Source organism: Clostridium sardiniense, from assembly GCF_050584765.1.
Taxonomy (GTDB): Bacteria; Bacillota; Clostridia; order Clostridiales; family Clostridiaceae; genus Clostridium; species Clostridium sardiniense_A.
Window position 1 is genome coordinate 114,872 of sequence record NZ_JBNOOR010000001.1, and the last position, 16,819, is coordinate 131,690.

16 protein-coding genes and 2 tRNA genes are annotated in these 16,819 nt (G+C 26.4%); 12 read left to right on the forward strand and 6 right to left on the reverse strand.

Translation table 11 applies throughout. The features are described 5' to 3' along the window. Nucleotides 1-26: 26 nt before the first annotated feature. The 3 genes from rimI to tsaE are packed head-to-tail and all read right to left on the reverse strand — an operon-like array spanning nucleotide 27 to nucleotide 1,631. Nucleotides 27-473, reverse strand: a complete 447-nt coding sequence (gene rimI, locus ACQPUW_RS00590) for a ribosomal protein S18-alanine N-acetyltransferase (RefSeq protein ID WP_430835572.1) — start codon at nucleotides 471-473, stop codon at nucleotides 27-29. After that, complete coding sequence (gene tsaB / locus ACQPUW_RS00595; protein WP_430835573.1) at nucleotides 454-1,173, reverse strand: tRNA (adenosine(37)-N6)-threonylcarbamoyltransferase complex dimerization subunit type 1 TsaB; 720 nt, start codon at nucleotides 1,171-1,173, stop codon at nucleotides 454-456. Before tsaB ends, rimI begins: the two co-directional genes overlap by 20 nt. Further along, nucleotides 1,167-1,631 carry a tRNA (adenosine(37)-N6)-threonylcarbamoyltransferase complex ATPase subunit type 1 TsaE gene (gene tsaE, locus ACQPUW_RS00600; RefSeq protein ID WP_430835574.1) on the reverse strand — a complete coding sequence of 155 codons (465 nt, stop codon included), beginning with the start codon at nucleotides 1,629-1,631 and terminating at the stop codon, nucleotides 1,167-1,169. The genes tsaB and tsaE overlap by 7 nt, the downstream gene beginning before the upstream one ends. A gap of 212 nt (nucleotides 1,632-1,843) precedes the next feature. Here tsaE and ACQPUW_RS00605 point away from each other — a divergent pair, with 212 nt between their 5' ends. The 4 genes from ACQPUW_RS00605 (at nucleotide 1,844) to ACQPUW_RS00620 (ending at nucleotide 4,501) form a co-directional block, all read left to right on the forward strand. After that, nucleotides 1,844-2,719, forward strand: a complete 876-nt coding sequence (locus ACQPUW_RS00605; protein ID WP_430835575.1) for a metal ABC transporter substrate-binding protein — start codon at nucleotides 1,844-1,846, stop codon at nucleotides 2,717-2,719. A 52-nt stretch (nucleotides 2,720-2,771) separates the two neighbouring features. Beyond that, nucleotides 2,772-2,847, forward strand: a tRNA-Trp gene (locus ACQPUW_RS00610). Between the two features lie 218 nt (nucleotides 2,848-3,065). Further along, nucleotides 3,066-3,482 carry a universal stress protein gene (locus ACQPUW_RS00615; protein ID WP_430835576.1) on the forward strand — a complete coding sequence of 139 codons (417 nt, stop codon included), beginning with the start codon at nucleotides 3,066-3,068 and terminating at the stop codon, nucleotides 3,480-3,482. Nucleotides 3,483-3,511: 29 nt separating this feature from the next. After that, nucleotides 3,512-4,501, forward strand: coding sequence for a Gfo/Idh/MocA family protein (locus ACQPUW_RS00620; protein WP_430835577.1), 990 nt, complete (start codon nucleotides 3,512-3,514; stop codon nucleotides 4,499-4,501). Between the two features lie 127 nt (nucleotides 4,502-4,628). On the opposite strand, the gene ACQPUW_RS00625 is transcribed toward ACQPUW_RS00620, so the two are convergent. Together ACQPUW_RS00625 and ACQPUW_RS00630 are read right to left on the reverse strand one after the other, a co-directional pair. Then, nucleotides 4,629-5,660 carry a hypothetical protein gene (locus tag ACQPUW_RS00625; protein WP_430835578.1) on the reverse strand — a complete coding sequence of 344 codons (1,032 nt, stop codon included), beginning with the start codon at nucleotides 5,658-5,660 and terminating at the stop codon, nucleotides 4,629-4,631. Between the two features lie 318 nt (nucleotides 5,661-5,978). Further along, nucleotides 5,979-7,673 carry an FUSC family protein gene (locus ACQPUW_RS00630; protein WP_430835579.1) on the reverse strand — a complete coding sequence of 565 codons (1,695 nt, stop codon included), beginning with the start codon at nucleotides 7,671-7,673 and terminating at the stop codon, nucleotides 5,979-5,981. Between the two features lie 108 nt (nucleotides 7,674-7,781). Between ACQPUW_RS00630 and ACQPUW_RS00635 the strand changes: the two genes are divergently transcribed. From ACQPUW_RS00635 to ACQPUW_RS00645, 3 genes are all read left to right on the forward strand, one after another. Then, entirely contained in the window at nucleotides 7,782-8,567 is a 786-nt protein-coding gene (locus ACQPUW_RS00635) for a MerR family transcriptional regulator (protein WP_430835580.1), read from the forward strand. Between the two features lie 50 nt (nucleotides 8,568-8,617). Continuing rightward, the gene (locus ACQPUW_RS00640) at nucleotides 8,618-9,655 is read left to right on the forward strand and encodes a M42 family metallopeptidase (protein ID WP_430835581.1); all 1,038 of its coding nucleotides are present in this window, start codon (nucleotides 8,618-8,620) and stop codon (nucleotides 9,653-9,655) included. Nucleotides 9,656-9,766: 111 nt separating this feature from the next. After that, nucleotides 9,767-10,087, forward strand: a complete 321-nt coding sequence (locus ACQPUW_RS00645; protein WP_430835582.1) for a hypothetical protein — start codon at nucleotides 9,767-9,769, stop codon at nucleotides 10,085-10,087. 48 nt (nucleotides 10,088-10,135) lie between these two features. Here the strand turns inward: ACQPUW_RS00645 and ACQPUW_RS00650 are convergent, their stop codons facing one another. Further along, entirely contained in the window at nucleotides 10,136-11,203 is a 1,068-nt protein-coding gene (locus ACQPUW_RS00650) for an NAD(P)H-dependent flavin oxidoreductase (RefSeq protein WP_430835583.1), read from the reverse strand. A gap of 156 nt (nucleotides 11,204-11,359) precedes the next feature. On the opposite strand from ACQPUW_RS00650, the gene ACQPUW_RS00655 reads away from it, so the two are divergent. The 5 genes from ACQPUW_RS00655 to ACQPUW_RS00675 all read left to right on the forward strand — a co-directional run bounded on the left by ACQPUW_RS00655 (nucleotide 11,360) and on the right by ACQPUW_RS00675 (nucleotide 16,814). Next, nucleotides 11,360-11,435 (forward strand) — tRNA-Trp (locus tag ACQPUW_RS00655). 426 nt (nucleotides 11,436-11,861) lie between these two features. Further along, entirely contained in the window at nucleotides 11,862-12,479 is a 618-nt protein-coding gene (locus ACQPUW_RS00660; protein ID WP_430835584.1) for a hypothetical protein, read from the forward strand. 128 nt (nucleotides 12,480-12,607) lie between these two features. Further along, complete coding sequence (locus ACQPUW_RS00665; protein ID WP_204595920.1) at nucleotides 12,608-12,793, forward strand: alpha/beta-type small acid-soluble spore protein; 186 nt, start codon at nucleotides 12,608-12,610, stop codon at nucleotides 12,791-12,793. A 162-nt stretch (nucleotides 12,794-12,955) separates the two neighbouring features. Then, a complete protein-coding gene (locus ACQPUW_RS00670; RefSeq protein ID WP_430835585.1) occupies nucleotides 12,956-14,083 on the forward strand; it encodes a metallophosphoesterase family protein in 1,128 nt (375 codons plus the stop codon). Then, nucleotides 14,073-16,814, forward strand: coding sequence for an ATP-binding protein (locus ACQPUW_RS00675; RefSeq protein ID WP_430835586.1), 2,742 nt, complete (start codon nucleotides 14,073-14,075; stop codon nucleotides 16,812-16,814). The genes ACQPUW_RS00670 and ACQPUW_RS00675 overlap by 11 nt, the downstream gene beginning before the upstream one ends. Nucleotides 16,815-16,819 lie beyond the last annotated feature (5 nt).

Here is a 16,819-nt window from a genome sequence, read left to right on the forward strand (position 1 = left end):
TAAACTATACCTCTAATTTTTTATATCTAAATATTACGTAGCCACATTATATTTGCATCTTCTTTATTGTCTTCATAAAAATTCTTCCTTATACCTTCACTTATAAAGCCAAAGTTTTTATAAAGATTTTTAGCAACGGTATTAGACTCTCTAACTTCTAATGTTATTGCATTACAATCTTCTTGTTTTAAAGAAGAAATTAATGACTCCATTAGTTTTTTGCCAATCCCTTTTCCTCTATATTCAGGATGAACAGCCACGTTTGTAATTTGTCCTTCAGAAGCTATAAGCCATGCCCCTGCAAATCCAACAACCTTATTATCCTCTTTGCATACAACATACCTTGCAAGTTTATTAGAGATTTCTTTTGTTATAGAATCTAAGCCCCAGCTTTCTTTAAGACTTAAAGAACTTACTTCATAAACACCATTTAAGTCTTCTAAGTCTAACTTTTTAAGAATTAGATTCGCCATTATTCATCTGTAATCTTTTCTCTAATTCTCTAACTGCTTGAGGCTGCTTTAGATATAAAGGAGATGAGTTATCATCATCTTTTATTCCTTTTTTTAGAAGGTTCAATCCTATTTCTCCAATTTGTGAAGCTCTAACTGTATTAAGGTGGATTGGAGCAAAATATGAATTCTTGATATTTTCAACTAAGTAATCCTTATGTTTATATACACCGTCACCTGTAAACATAACTTTTTCACCAAGTTCATTAAGTTTTTCTTTAAGCTCGGAAAGATCCATTGAAGTACAATCAACTATTGTCTCAAGCTTTCCATTATTGCTCTTATAAATTGCTGTATAAACATTTTCTCTTAATGCATCCATTATTGGGCATATAATTCCATCAAATGATGATATAGAAGCAGCTAGTCCTTCTAGTGTAGATACACTAACGTATGGTTTGCCACTACCAAAACTTAATCCTTTTATAGTAGCCATCCCAATACGAAGGCCAGTAAATGATCCAGGTCCCTTTGAAACAACAAAACCGTCCACGTCATCTATTGAGATACCTGAATCATCTAATAATTTTTCTATGATTCCCATAAGAAGAACAGAGTGCTCTCTTTTATTATTTAATGTATATTCTGCTAAAAGTAAATCATCTTTAAGAAGTGCAGCTGTAGCACATTTTGAAGATGAGTCAACACTTAAAATTAGCATAAAGTCAGCTCCTTTACATAACTATATTTTTCCCCATAAGGAGTTACTATTATCTTTCTATAGTTTTCTCCTTTAGTTAAATCTTTTTGTATGTATATATGTAGATAATCACTAGGTAAAATTTCTTCTATATAATTTGCCCATTCAATTATTGAAACGCCATCTCCAAATATATAATCATCAAAACCTATTACATAGATTTCATCAGGGTCACTAACTCTATAAACATCAAAATGATATAATTTAAGTCTTCCTGAATCATATTCATTAACAATAGTAAATGTTGGACTTGTAATATTATCAGTTATACCAAGACCTCTTGATATACCTTTTGTGATATGAGTTTTTCCAGTACCTAAATCACCAGTTAAACAAATAATATCACCAGAATTTAAAAGCTTGCCTAATGCTACTCCAAGGTTTGTAGTTTCTTCAATGCTATTAACTTCAAATTCCATTATATTAATTCCTCCTTTCGCTATATCTAGCTTATCTATATATTCTATCCAAAAATTTAAAAAAAGAAAAGTAAAAGTAGAGTAAATGTAATATAAAAGTAATTGCATTATAAAAATAAAAAGTGTAAAATGGAATAACACAAATATTTACAGAATATAAGTTAAATATAAGATATATATTAAAATGAGAAGGTATATAAAGAGGTGAAACCATGAAGAAATTAACAGCTGCAATGCTAATTATAACAGCAGCGTTTTTTTTAGGGCTTGGAGGAGTTTCAAAGACGCTTATGGCGGATACGTCAGAGGGTGATAAGGACAATAGAGATGTGTATTTAAATATAATGACGGTAAATAAACCGCAATATGAAACAGTTAAGAAGTTAGCTGGAGATAAACACAATGTAGAATATATGTTTAATAATTTTAATGATATGAAAAATTATAAATATGATGAGAATACTTTAAATAATATATCAAATATGGATTTATTCTTTTATTCAGGTGCAGGAAATGAAAGTGCATCACTTAATAATATGATAAGTGAGTTAGATAAGAGTAGTTTAGGTGTAGTAAACTTATCAAGAGGTATAAGGGAATTAAAATATAAGGTTGATGGAAAAGATACGCAAAATCCTTATTATTATTTAGGAATACCTGAATATAAAATAATGCTTTATAATACAAAGTCAGCGCTTCAAGAGAAAGATCCTGCAAATAGAGAATACTATGAAGAAAATTATAATAAGTTAGTTAAGAGTATAGATGATTTAAAAAGCACATTCGATAAAGATTCCAAGGAGTTAAAGAAAAATACATTTATATTACAAGATGCTAAGCTAGAGTATTTCTTTAAGGGACTTGGAATTGATTTTAAAGTTTTACCTGAAAAAGAAAATATAGAAGAGTATGCTAAGAAAAACAACTTAAATCTTAAAGATATAGTATTTGTGCAAGATACTGAATCAAAAGAAGATGTTAAAGATATTAAAGTGATTAAATTAGATACTTATAATGATAATAAGGACTTTCAAGAAATTATAGAGTATAACATAAAACAATTAGAAGGATTAATTGATAAAAAATAAATAAAATTATTGATTTTTTACAGTATATATATTATAATTGATATTGTCCTAAAGGGGTATGGCTCAATTGGTAGAGTAGTGGTCTCCAAAACCATTGGTTCTGGGTTCAAGTCCTAGTGCCCCTGCCAAAGATATTAAAAGCTAGAAACATTATTGTTTCTAGCTTTTTTGTTGTTAGTAATTAATTTAGGGATTAGATTTATATAAAATATTATATCTATATATTATATTTATTTTGAAGTTTTTAACATTATATTAAATAAATATATAAATGCAAATCAAAGAAGGAGATAAGATGTATAATATAGAAAATAATATTATACATTGAGAAGAGAGGATGTTTTAAATGACAAAGAAGAAGATACTAATACCAATAGATGGAAGCGATAGAAGCCTAATATCTTTAAATTATTTAAAGAATAATTTTAAACCTGAAGATGTTGAAGTAACACTTATGAATGTAAGAGAGATAGTTTTTATTAATGGAATGGCTGTTACAGAAGAAGTGAAAGATGCAGAAGTTATAGGAAAGAGAATATTAAGAGAAGCTAGTGAAGAAATAGAAGAATTTAATTGCAAGAGAGAATTCTCATTTGGTTATGCTGGAGATGAGATATTAAGATATGCAGAAGAAAATGATGTAGATATTATTCTTATGGCAAAGAACACTAAGAAAAAATTTACAACATTAGTTGGTTCAGTAACTGCACATGTAGTTAAGAGAGCAAAATGTATAATGATAATAATTCCTGAGTTATACTAAAAGTAAATCTTAAAAGGTGGTATTATAGAATGAATAAAATAAAATTTGGGGTTATAGGAACAGGAAAGATAGTTGATAATTTCTTAGATGCAGCGCTTACTCATGAGAAATTTGAGCTTGTAGCAGTTTACTCAAGAGATATTAAAAAGGCAGAAGAGTTTGGAAGTAAGTATGGTGCAACAAAATTTTTTGATAATTTAGATGAATTTGTAAGCTGCAGGGATATTGATGCGGTATATATAGCATCTCCTAATTCTTTGCATGCATCCCAAGCAATTTTATGTTTAGAGAACAAGAAACATGTATTGTGTGAGAAACCGATGGCTTCAAATAAAATAGAAGTTAACCAAATGATAGAAAAGGCACAGGAAAATGGAGTTCTTTTAATGGAAGCTATGAGGATAACTGTATTACCGAATTTCTTAAAGGTAAAGGAAAATTTACATAAGATAGGTAAGGTAAGAAGATACTTTGCATCATATTGTCAATACTCATCAAGATATGATAAGTACAAAGAAGGAATCGTTCTTAATGCATTTAAAAGGGAATTATCAAATGGAGCTCTTATGGATATAGGAGTATATTGTATTCATCCTATGATATCACTATTTGGAAAGCCAGATGGAGTTGTAAGTCAGGGCGTATTTTTAGAAAGTGGAGTAGATGGGCAGGGTTCTGCAATGTTTAGTTATGAAGGTGCAAGTGGAATGATAATGTACTCTAAAATAAGCGACTCAAAGTTGCCACTAGAAATACAAGGTGAAGAAGGAACTATTGTTATTGAGAATATACTATTTAATAGTGTAAAGATTATTTATAGAGATGGAAGAGAAGAGGTTATTTCTATAAAGCAAAGAGATAATGATATGTATTATGAACTTGATGAGTTTATAAATGTGATAGATAGTAATGAAACAGAGTCTATGAAGAATTCTTATAAGAATTCATTAATGGCAATTGAAGTAATGGATAAGATAAGAAGTCAAATAGGCTTAGAATATCCAGCTGATTTTAAATAATATATGTAAAGGAACTTATAGTAATATAAGTTCCTTTTAATTGTATGATATAATTATTAAAAATTAGTAGTTTAAAAAATAATATGAATCAATAAATTTGGAGATTAGTTATGTAAATAAGATATGTTTAATTTGCGGATCTTATAGTTCTAGCAATTAAATCTCCTTCACTTTTTAATTTATTAAATGTTTCAAGTTCTGGATTATCTAAATCCATTCCACCACAAAATTTTCCCATAATATATTTAACATTATTTATCGTTTTACAATACATACCTTCAGGGATTTCTAGCGAACCACGATGATTTACATTTACTGAATATAAAAGCCCTGGACGTCCATTTTTAGATTCATAAGAGAAACATATTCCTTGTGCACCATTACAATCATATTCATCTACACTATAATGACCATTCCAAGAGGCTGGTAATTCCATTTGCAATCCAAATTTTTTACTTACATAGTGTATGTTAGAATTTCTATTTAATTGAGCATTTTTATTTAATTGATTATTTTTATTTTTTGAACTACTATTTGTTGATGTGGTTTTCTCAATATTTTCTACGCTTTTTATAGCTTGTTTCTTTTCTTTTGATTTTTTTTCTTCTTCTTCTTTAATTCTTAATTCTTCTAAATTTTTATCTATAGTTTTAGAGTACATAGTTAATTTCTCTTTTTGTTCTTTCGTTACATTTTTAGAATCTATAGTATTAAGTGTATTTTTAGCATCTGAATATTTTTTAGCATTTATTAATTCATCTACTTTGTCTAGTGTGTTTTCTATCTTTTTAATAGTTGATTTTTTCTTTTCAATTTCACTTTTTAAATTATCGATATCATTTTTAATTTCATATTTAGAATAATTATCAGGTATTTTACTTATAAACTCTTCTGATGATTCAAGATTATTATTATCATACTGTTTTTTAGCATTTTCATAGTTAGTTATTATATTTATAAGATCATTTGCTTCTATATTTTCGGGATCCTCTTTTATAACTTCTTTAAAATCGCTCTTTGCTTCCTCATATTGTTTTTCGTTTAATAAGGTTATACCCGTATCTAGTTGTTTCTTTATTTCATCACTTTTACATCCAACTAAAGATGTAACCCCTATTGTACCTAAAATAATTAAAGTAGCTATCTTTTTCTTTTGCACTATTTTACTCCCCTTTGTTATTTAATTTTTTATCTTTAAGCGGTACTATTATATCATTTAAATTTCACTTATTAAATAATATGTAATTTTAATATATAGGATTAACTAGAAATAATAATAAGGTGGAGTTATTATGCAATGTGATATTCGCCTGTTTTATTTATAGATTAGAAGGATATAGAACCGTGTAATTAATTTGAGCGATTACACAATAAAGCAGGACTAACAAGAGAAACTATAAGGGTATTAAATTTAAACTTAGTATATTAACAAATTATAAAATACATATATTTTATAAAAGGAGCTTAATCTAAATATTTAGATTAAGCTCCTTTTGAATTTATTATGATAAAAATTTAAAGTAGATAAGCGTATATGACTTATTACTATATATTCAGTATTTATAAGTTCTTTTATTGAAGAATCATTTAAATTTTTTGATAGAGATAGGAGACTAGATTCTACTGTATTACAGTCTAGGGCAAGTTTTATTAAATTTTCTTTATTGCCTTTTCCATCTAATAAATCACAAAGCTCTGATAACATATTTGATGAAAGTTCTAGGTATCTATCTTTTAAATGATTAATATGAGTTGAATGTGTAAATGGCAAAAAGTATTTACTAAATAAAAGTGATATTAATGATCCTAAAATTATAAAAGAAAACCTTAAAGTAGAAAGGGTCTGTAAGCTATCACCAGTTAAGCTCATACTTAAAGCTAGCATACAAGTAAATATTACTTTTACATAATAGTCTGTTGCATAAAAATATACAAATAATATTAAGGATAGAAATAAAGTACTTGGTATATTAGTGTGCAAAATTCCAAAAATCAAAACAAATAAAGATATTCCAAGAATTGTTCCTTTAATTCTTTTCTTAGTTTTGACTATTGTTTCTGAAATGAAAGGTTGCAATAAAACGTATATAGTAATTATCATCCATTGACCATTATTTAAATTAAACTTATCTATAAAAAACATAGATAATGAAATAGCTACTGAAACTTTAAAAGAAAAATTAAATTTCAAAGAGTTAATATTAATGTGATGCTTATTAGAAAGTAATTTCTTTAAATCTAATTTAATTGTATTGATAGGATTATTTAATGCATTTATATTTAAACAAAGTAGTTCAATTAAATTAGTGCACTCGTTAATAATTTTAGATTCTTTATGTGAATCACTATATTTATATGAAAAATCAACATATCTATAATTAAAGTTTTTATTTTTTATAGATTCTATAACATTATGAATTATATAATCTAAATATTTTAAGTACTCTTTTTTTAATGAAACATCTTCTAGCATATTAATCGTATCAATAAGAGTATTTAATCTCTCTAAGATTATTGTAATATTAAAGTATGGCTTATTTAATGCATTAGAAAATATCCCATTTAAGTTTTTATCGTTTATAAGAAGCAGTAGATTTCTTAAGCTATCATGAATTAATATATTATCTTTTTTATGATACTTATTCTCTGAGATGTTTTTAATTTCTTCATTTATACAATATAAACCATCTAATATCATAGTTGTACAGGAATTCTTAAATTTATTTTTATTAAATAAAAATTGACTGACTATTATTATAAAAATTCCAAATAAAAGTGATAAAAATCTTTGAGGTAAAAGATTTAAAGGCACAGGAAGGCTTATCATATAAATATATATAAATACAAAGAAATAAGAGACCATATTTTTAGAAGTATTTGTATATATATAAAACACTATAAATATAGTAAACATATTTATAATTAATCCTACTAGTGGATTTAAACTTGCTAAAAAAGACATTACTAATAAGAAGAAACTTAATCCTGTAAATTCTATGGTTTTATATAATGGATATAAAGTAAAATCAAATTTTAAAAACGATATACAACTTAAAGCTACCATGAATCCAATAGAAGCATTGAAATCTCCGAAGAGAGTTTTATAGGTAATTAATATTATAACTGTAAAAATAGCTTTAAATGCACTTGTTTTCAATTTGTTAGTAGACATATATTTTCCTCCTATTATATTTATTCTAACTTTCAAGCTTTGAAAATAAATTATAAACTATAGTATAATACTAGAGTAAATAGATATTTTAAAGTTAGGTGGTTTAATTTGAAAAAATATTATTCAATTGGAGAAGTATCAAAAATAACAGGTGTATCAATAGATAGGTTAAGAAATTATGATAAAATAGATTTATTAAAGCCAAAATATGTTGATTCTAAAACAGGATATAGATATTACATTGGTGAGCAATTTAGGCAATTACGATTTATAAAATATCTAAGAAAAATAAATGTTCCTTTAGCTGATATAAAAATGATATTAAGTAAAGAAACTAGCTCTGAAAAATTCATATTATTTCTTCATGAAAAGATACATGAAATAGAAAATGAAATAGAAAACTTAAATCTAATAAAAGAAGATATAAGTGAGTTAAAATCAAATATGGAATATAGTATGAAGCGTAGTAATGTAGAGCATATATATATTAAAGATATAGAAGAAAGATATGCAGTTTCTAGAAATATAAATAAAGATACTGAGTTTATATTAGAACATAGAGAAGATATATTTGGAATATTTAGAAGTGAGGAACCATCATTAATAAATAATAGAGTACTAGAAAAGGGAATATATATTGAAGATTATAAAAATTTATATAGTAAAAGTACAAATATTTTTATTATAACTAAGAATTGCAAAGAAAAGAGTAATCTTATAATACCTAAAGGTACATATATCTGCTTATCTTATAAAGAAAACAGAAGAGATGAAGCAATAAAAAAGTTAAGAGAATATATAGAAGAAAATAATATAATTACAAAGGGAATATGTTTAAATGTTATTTTATATACCATGCCAAAGGAAGAATTTCAATTTCAAGTATTAATATAAATTTAGGTTTATAATATATAATAAATTAAAAGAGAAGGAGAGATGAGGTTATGAAATTTTCTATAAATAAAGAATATGTATTAAATACTGCAAAAGAATTATTAGAATTCAATAGTCCTAGTGGATTTTGTTTTGAAATCATGGATATGATTGAGGATAAAGTTAAAAATATTGGGTATAAGTTTGAGAGAACTAATAAAGGTTGTGGAGTAATTACAATCGATGGTAAAAGCAATGAAAAAGTTGTAGGTTTATCAGCACACGTAGATACATTAGGGGCTATGGTTAGATCAATAACAAGCAAAGGTACACTTAAGTTTACATTAATCGGAGGACCTATAGTACCAACTCTTGATAGTGAATATTGCACAATAAGAACTAGAGATGGAAGAGAATATACTGGAACATTCTTAAGTGAAAGTGCAGCAGTTCATGTATATGAAGATGCAGTTTCTAGAAAAAGAGATCCTGAAAATATGGAGATTAGAATAGATGAAGTGGTAAAGAACAAAGAGGATGTAAAGAATCTTGGGATTTCAGTAGGAGATTTTATATTTATAGATCCTAAAACTACTATAACGGAAAGTGGATTTGTTAAATCAAGGTTTATTGATGATAAGGGAAGTGTAGCATGTCTTTTATCTCTTTTAGAATTATTTAAAAGAGAAAGCATAGTACCAAGTTATAAGACAAAAATCTTCATATCAACTTACGAGGAAGTAGGACATGGATCATCTTATATACCTTCTGATATAACAGAAATGATAGCAGTAGATATGGGATGTATAGGACTAGATTTAGAATGCACTGAATATGATGTTTCAATATGCGCTAAGGATTCAGGTGGACCATATGATTACAATATGGTAACAGATTTAGTTAATCTTTCTGAAGATAATAATATAAGCTATGCAATAGATATATATCCAAGATATGGCTCAGATGTTGGAGCTGCTTTAAAGGGTGGAAATAACATAAGGGGGGCACTTATAGGACCTGGAGTTCATGCATCTCACGGGATGGAAAGAACTCACTATAATGCTTTAGAAAATACAATAAAATTACTATGTTTATACTTAACAAAGTAGAAAATAAAGCTAAATTTATTTAATTATTACAAAATTTTAACTTGAATATTTTTATTGAAAGCTTAAAATATATACAAAGAATAAATCACAAATATTATACGAGGTGATGTAATGATTAACTATAAAAAAATAGTATTATCAATAATATTACCAATAATTATAATAGTAGGTGCGCTTATTCATTATAATCATAGTGAAAATTACAATATTCCAAATTTAGAAGCTACATATGATAATAATATTCATAGATATATATCTAGTGGAAATGCAAAAGAAAGCAAAGATTTATTAAAGCTTGAGCTTAAAGTTTTAGAATCTAAAGATTTAAGTAAAGTTGATGAGCTTGAAGGATTTGACTTTGAAAGTGCGTTAAAGGTGTTAGAATATACTAGGGAAGATAGAGCTTCTAGAGATATAGATAGCAAATTATAAATTAACTCTACAATAAATAAAATGAGGAAGACATATGTCTTCCTCATTTTAATTTGCTTCTATTTCAGATTGAAGTTTATCCATTAAATCTTTAACTGTAGTTATTTCGTTAATTCTACTTACATTTTCTCCACAGAATATAAGTCCATTATCTAAATCACCTTTTACAGAATTAATAAGGGCTTGAGTAATACAATATGGAGTATTAGCAGGATTGCAAGGAATTAAGCAATTATAACATTTCTCAACCTTAACATTACCTTGTAATGTCTTTTCTACGAAAGGATTAAGAATTGCTCTTCCAGGCATACCAACAGGGCTTTTTACTATTCCTACAGTATTAGGAGTAGCTTTAACATAAGCTTCTTTGAAAGCCTGTGACGCATCACATTCCTCTGTAGCAACAAATCTTGTTGCCATTTGCACTCCTGATGCACCTAGTTTTAAATATTTAGCAATATCTTCACCTGTGAATACGCCACCAGCTGCAATAACTGGTATTTGTTTATTATATTTTTCTTCATATTCTTTTACGTGACCTACGATATCTTTAACAGTATCATCAAAGCTTTCATTAGCTTCTTCAATTGCATCTTTTTTAAATCCAAGATGGCCTCCAGCTTTAGGGCCTTCAACTACTATCATATCAGGAGCTATATTATCATGTTTATCCCATAATTTAAGTATAACTTTAGCAGCTTTTAAGGATGATACTATAGGAGCTAACTTTACATCATAGCCTTTAGCTAGCTTTGGAAGCATAGTAGGCATACCTGCACCAGAAATTATAAGGTCAATACCTGATTCTATAGCAGTTTTTATATATTCAGCATAACCATTTGTAGCTACCATTACATTAACTCCAATTATGCCATTATTACATTTTTCTTTTGCGATTTTTATATGTTTTCTTAGAGCTCTAAGATTTGCTTCTAATGAATTAGTTTCAAAGTCATCTTCTTTAAATCCAACTTGAGCACTAGAAATTATACCTATACCACCAGCATTTGTAACAGCTGAAGCAAGATTTGAAAGGGATACACCAACGCCCATTCCTCCTTGAATTATAGGTAATCTTGAAACTAAGTTTCCTATTCTTAAAGGTTTTATATCCATTCAATACACCTCATTTAATTTGATTTTTAAATATTTTGATAATCAAAATATATTTTAGTCTATTATAATCTAAAAGTTATTAATTAACAATATATATATGATAAAAAAATATAGTTGACATAATATTAGATATTATGATAAAATTATATACGTCTTAGGGGTATGGCTCAATTGGTAGAGTAGTGGTCTCCAAAACCATTGGTTCTGGGTTCAAGTCCTAGTGCCCCTGCCAGAAGCACTCAGTTATTATAACTGAGTGCTTTTTTTTATTTTTAATTTTTAGATATAAAAATATACTTAGCTAATCTTTATTATCTGAGAAAGGAAACCTCCTTAATATATCAAATTAATTAACAAAAAGTATACAATTATTTCAAAAAGCAAGAAATTTGTCGTAAAATGTATGGTTATTTCCAATTATATGTAAAAATATTCTATATTAAAATATTTAAATATATAAAAATATATAACTATTTATTAAAATTGACACCAGAAAACTACAAAGATTTTAGAAATAAAGACAATATAATACAAAATATTGATAAAAATCCCTTAAAAACAAAGAAAAGAATAAATATTTTAATAAAAACATAAATTTATTAATATTTATTTCAAAAATATGATATAATTTAACAAAAGGGATTTGTAGGAGGAGAAAATGAATAAGAAGAATAAAGGTATTATAATTTTTATTTCGATTATTATAGTTATTAGTTCAATTGCATTTGCAATAACTTTAAATTCAAAAGAAAAAAGAAAAGTAATAGATTCACAGATGAAAATGAAAAGTAGCCAAAGTGGAGTTAGTGATGTAGTAAACACTATAATAGATGTTAACTATCGACCAATTACATCATTAGAAGAAAATGATGGTTCAAATGGCTACATTATAATAGATGCAGAAGACGGATACATAGAAAATAATATTGATAATTTATTAAGCTTAGCTAAAAAGAATAGCGTTAAACTTACATTCATAGAAAATAGTGAAATTTCAAATAAGGACAATCCTTATTATGAGAAAATTGAAGAAAGTGGACATACAATTCTACCTAAACATTTAGATTTAAAACAAATTTTTAATAGTAGTAATATTAAAATAGTAGATAATAAAGAAGATATAGATAATAAAGAAGATATAGATAATAAACGAGATACTGTATTTTATATTGAATTAAATGATGATGTTAAAGATATAAAAGAAATAAACTCTAACATTACAAATGGAATAGATAAATTAAAAGAAAATGGATACACATTTAAGGCTTTCATATAGAATATAATTCCTGTTAAACCTATAATTACATTGAATTAAAATTCACTCTGAGGATAAACTATTAGTGTAAGATAAATCAAAAAGATTTAATCTTACAAATATACCGTAAGCCTTAGGAGGGATTGATTATGTCAAATAGAGTAATAGTTCCAGAAGCAAAGCAAGGTCTAAGTAACTTCAAAAATGAAGTAGCAAAAGAACTAGGAGTTCCATTTACAGATTATAATGGTAATTTAAGTTCAAGACAATGTGGGTCTGTAGGTGGCGAAATGGTTAAAAGAATGGTAGAAGAATACGAAAGTACTTTAAAGTAAGCACCTACTAAAGGGATCTGTTAGATCTTCGGAAGTTACACCAACAAACAAAAGGTGTATTCTTGTACCGAGAGGATGATTTTTATAAATCATCCTCTTTCTTTTTGCGTAAAATATGTGATAAAATGAGAACAAAAGTTCGTTTAAAAGAAAGGTTGTTGTATGAGGAAAATAAAAATATTACATTGTGCAGATATACATTTTGATACTCCTTTTAAAGAGTTTAAAAATACATTAGCTAATAATAGTAAAGAAGAACTAAAAGAAGTTTTTAATAAAATAATAGATTTATGTAATGATGAAAAAGTAGAAATAATGCTTTTAGCAGGAGATATTTTTGATAATTATACATTGAGTAGAAATACCTTAGTCTTTATAAGAGAAGCCTTAGAGAGATTAGACAAAACTAGAGTTTTTATAAGTCCAGGAAATCATGATCCTTATAACTTTAAATCATTTTATAAATTAGTAGATTGGCCTAAAAATGTACATGTTTTTAAAGGTGATTTAGAAAAGGTTTTAATACCAGAGCTTGGAACATGTATATATGGTGCAGCTTTTAATGATAATTATGTTAATAAATCAATGCTAAAAGGTATTAGTGTGGATAATAACTTGATAAATTTAGTTGTAATGCATGGAGAACTTTCAAATGGGTCTATAAATGAATATAATCCAATAACAGTTAAGGATATTGAAGAAAGTAGAGTTGACTATGTAGCTTTAGGACATAGACATAAATTTAATGGAGTAAAGAAAATTGGATTAACTAGTTATGCTTATAGTGGATGCCCTCAAGGAAGAGGCTTCGATGAAATTGGAGAAAAGGGTGTGCTAATTGGTGAAATTAGCAAAGGCTATGTGAATTTAGAATTTAAAAAAACATGCAAAAGACAGTATGTAGAAGAAGAAATAAATATAAATGGATTATTTGGATATAGAGAAGTAAAGAAGAAAATTTTAAGTGAACTTAAAGAATTTAACTTAAAAACTGATATATTCAAATTAAATTTAACAGGTGAAGTAGATGCTAACTTTAAAATAGACGAAAATATTTTATCAGAGAAACTTTCAGATAAATTTTATTTTGTAAAGATAAGAGATAAGACTAATATAGCTGTAGATATAGATAATATAGAAAATGAACATTCAATAAAAGGATTATTCATAAGAAATTTAAAAGAATCTATAGATAATTCATCGGAAGAAGAAAAGGAAATTTTAGAGTTAGCATTAAAGCTTGGTCTTCAAAGTTTAAGTGAAGAGGAGGTGAACTTAGATGATTATTAAAAAGGTTAGAATTAAATCTTTTGGAGGTATTAAGGATAGAGAAATTAGTTTTGAGAGAGGATTTAATTTAGTATATGGAGAGAATGAAAAGGGAAAAAGTACAATACAGAACTTCATAAGAGCATGGCTTTATGGATTTGGTAATTCAAGAGGTGCTAAGAATAACTTAAGAAAAAGATATCTGCCATTTTCCGGAGAGAAAATGCAAGGTGAACTTGTATTAGAATACAATAAAAGAGAATATATAATTCAAAGAACCTTTGGAGCAACAAAGAAGGATGATACTTCAAATATTTATGATGGATTAACTGGTGATGAAATAAAAGAAATTAATAAAGATGAACCAGGAACATACTTTTTAGGGGTTAACGGTAACACTTTTATAAAAACGTTATTTATACCTCAGCTTGGAGTCTTAGTTTCTAAAGATAAAGAAGAACAAATAATGCAAAGAATTATAGACGTATTTGGATGTGGAGAAGGAGAAGTATCAGTTGATAAAGCTGTTAATAAATTAAAGGATAGTAGAAAAGAGCTTACTACATCAAGGAAAAACGGAGAACTTGATATATTAAAAAGTAGATATTCAAAAGTTATAGAAGAAAGATATGAAGCTTATAAGGTAGCTGAGGATAATTTAACTAATGAGAATGAGCTTATTAATAAAAAAGAAGAAAGAAATAAAATAAGAGAAGAGATAACAAAATTAGAGTTATTTAAAAAATATTTAAAGAAGAGTAAACTTCAAAAAGAATATGGTGAAATAACAACATATTTAAAGAAGAGTGAGTCATTAAAAAAACAAGAAAAAGAAATAGATACTGAGCTAAAGAGAGAGAATGGGATAATTAGTGAGGAATATATAAATGACTTAAGTGAAGAAAATAAAAGATATCTAACACTTTTGGATATAAAAAAGGAAAATGAGTACGATTTAAAAGAGATTGAGAAAAGAATAATTTGTGAAAATGGAAAATTAGATAGTTATGAAGTATTTACATCTATGGAAGATGACTTAAAAGAGAAGTTAATTAGATTAAATACTGAACAAGAGGGACTAAGGGAAAGAGTCTTACTAAATAAAAAAATTAAATTATCAATAGAAGAAGAAGAGAAAAAATTAGAACAGAAGAGAAAGTTTTTAGGTGATGTATTTAAGTTAACTTCACATAAGGAAGAAATAAAATTATTGTTTAAAAATTATGAGGATAAACTTCGTGAATTAAAAGAGAATATAGAAGTTTATGATTATGATGATAATATTGGAGATTCAAGAAAAGGCCTAGAGCTTAAAAGAAATATCTCTATATTTTCAGCTATAATAGGTGGATTAATACTTGGTATAAACTTAGCTAGTATTAGTTCAATAGTGCTATACATTATAGGTGCTATTTTAATAGGTGGTGGAGCGGTTTTTGCAATATCTTTAAATGGCGCATTAAAAGATACTGAAAATAAATTAAGCAATAAAGAAAATATTGATAGGTTAAATAAAGAGATAAAAAATATTGAAGAACAACTTACAAGATACATGCATTTAATAAAATGTAATAACTATGAGAATTTATTAAGAGCTATAAATACTTTAGAAAACTTTTATGTATTAGAAGCAAGAGTTAAGTTAAGAATTGAAGAGAGAAGTCTTCAACTAGAAGGAATATCTTTTGAAAATGATGAGGAAAGATATAATCAAAATAATAAAATATTATCTTCAATAATGAAACTTTGTGGATGCGATACATTAGATGAAATATATATTCAATTAGATGAATTCAAAAAGGTTAAAAACAATTTAACTCTTTTTGAATTAGAGTATAATTCTAAAAAAGAAAGCTTAAATAGAATTACTTTTGAATTAGAAGAAAAAGAAAAAGATATAAAAAGTAAACTAGAGCTTATGGATTTAGAAAATGTTCAATTAATAGATTTAGAGATGTATCTAAAAGGTTTTAGAGAAAAAATATCAGAAAAGAAAGATCTAGAAAAGGCACTTCAAAGTGTAGAAGAAACATATAAGGTTCTTCTTAAAGATAGAGATATAGAGAGTATAAAAGATGAATTACAGGATATTATAAATCAAGATATGGATTATAGTTATGAGTCCGAAGAGGAAATTGAAAATGAGATTAGAAAAAAATCTAATTTACTAATAGAGCTAGAGAAGAAGATAAAAGATTTAGAAAATGCAATAAAAACAAGCTTCCTAGGAAAGAGAACTATAACTGCAATTGAAGAAGATTTAGAGAATTTAGTTGAGAGTATAAATATTTTAGATAAAAGACTTCTTGCATTAAATATTGCTATAGAGAATTTAGAAAAAGCAGGTAGAGATATAAGAGGAAGTTTTGGACCTGCATTAAATAATAATATTTTAAATATATTTAAAGAATTAACTGGAGATAAGTATTCAGAAGTAAAACTTGGTGAAAATTATGATATGGTAGTTAGAGATAATTCAAGTATGTTCTCAGGGGAATATTTAAGTAATGGTGCAAATGATCAGCTATATTTAGCTCTTAGATTGGCTTTTATAGAACTTATATTTAAAGGAAGAGAAGTACCTATAATATTTGATGATTCATTTATACAATATGATGATATTAGAAGAGAAAGGGGGCTTAAAATTATAGAAAGCAGAAATTTTGCTCAAACTATAATATTTTCATGCCAATCAATTGAAGAAGAATTACTAAGAAAAAATAGTATAAAATCAAGTTATATTTATATTTAGAATTG

What these genes read in the sequence shown, in the direction of transcription:
- ACQPUW_RS00660 (WP_430835584.1), top strand. Translation starts at nt 11,862, where the DNA reads ATGAATAAGAAGAATAAAGGTATTATAATTTTTATTTCGATTATTATA.
- ACQPUW_RS00640 (WP_430835581.1), top strand. Translation starts at nt 8,618, where the DNA reads ATGAAATTTTCTATAAATAAAGAATATGTATTAAATACTGCAAAAGAA.
- tsaB (WP_430835573.1), bottom strand. Translation starts at nt 1,173, where the DNA reads ATGCTAATTTTAAGTGTTGACTCATCTTCAAAATGTGCTACAGCTGCA.
- ACQPUW_RS00670 (WP_430835585.1), top strand. Translation starts at nt 12,956, where the DNA reads ATGAGGAAAATAAAAATATTACATTGTGCAGATATACATTTTGATACT.
- ACQPUW_RS00645 (WP_430835582.1), top strand. Translation starts at nt 9,767, where the DNA reads ATGATTAACTATAAAAAAATAGTATTATCAATAATATTACCAATAATT.
- tsaE (WP_430835574.1), bottom strand. Translation starts at nt 1,631, where the DNA reads ATGGAATTTGAAGTTAATAGCATTGAAGAAACTACAAACCTTGGAGTA.
- ACQPUW_RS00650 (WP_430835583.1), bottom strand. Translation starts at nt 11,203, where the DNA reads ATGGATATAAAACCTTTAAGAATAGGAAACTTAGTTTCAAGATTACCT.
- ACQPUW_RS00620 (WP_430835577.1), top strand. Translation starts at nt 3,512, where the DNA reads ATGAATAAAATAAAATTTGGGGTTATAGGAACAGGAAAGATAGTTGAT.
- ACQPUW_RS00630 (WP_430835579.1), bottom strand. Translation starts at nt 7,673, where the DNA reads ATGTCTACTAACAAATTGAAAACAAGTGCATTTAAAGCTATTTTTACA.
- ACQPUW_RS00675 (WP_430835586.1), top strand. Translation starts at nt 14,073, where the DNA reads ATGATTATTAAAAAGGTTAGAATTAAATCTTTTGGAGGTATTAAGGAT.
- rimI (WP_430835572.1), bottom strand. Translation starts at nt 473, where the DNA reads ATGGCGAATCTAATTCTTAAAAAGTTAGACTTAGAAGACTTAAATGGT.
- ACQPUW_RS00605 (WP_430835575.1), top strand. Translation starts at nt 1,844, where the DNA reads ATGAAGAAATTAACAGCTGCAATGCTAATTATAACAGCAGCGTTTTTT.
- ACQPUW_RS00615 (WP_430835576.1), top strand. Translation starts at nt 3,066, where the DNA reads ATGACAAAGAAGAAGATACTAATACCAATAGATGGAAGCGATAGAAGC.
- ACQPUW_RS00665 (WP_204595920.1), top strand. Translation starts at nt 12,608, where the DNA reads ATGTCAAATAGAGTAATAGTTCCAGAAGCAAAGCAAGGTCTAAGTAAC.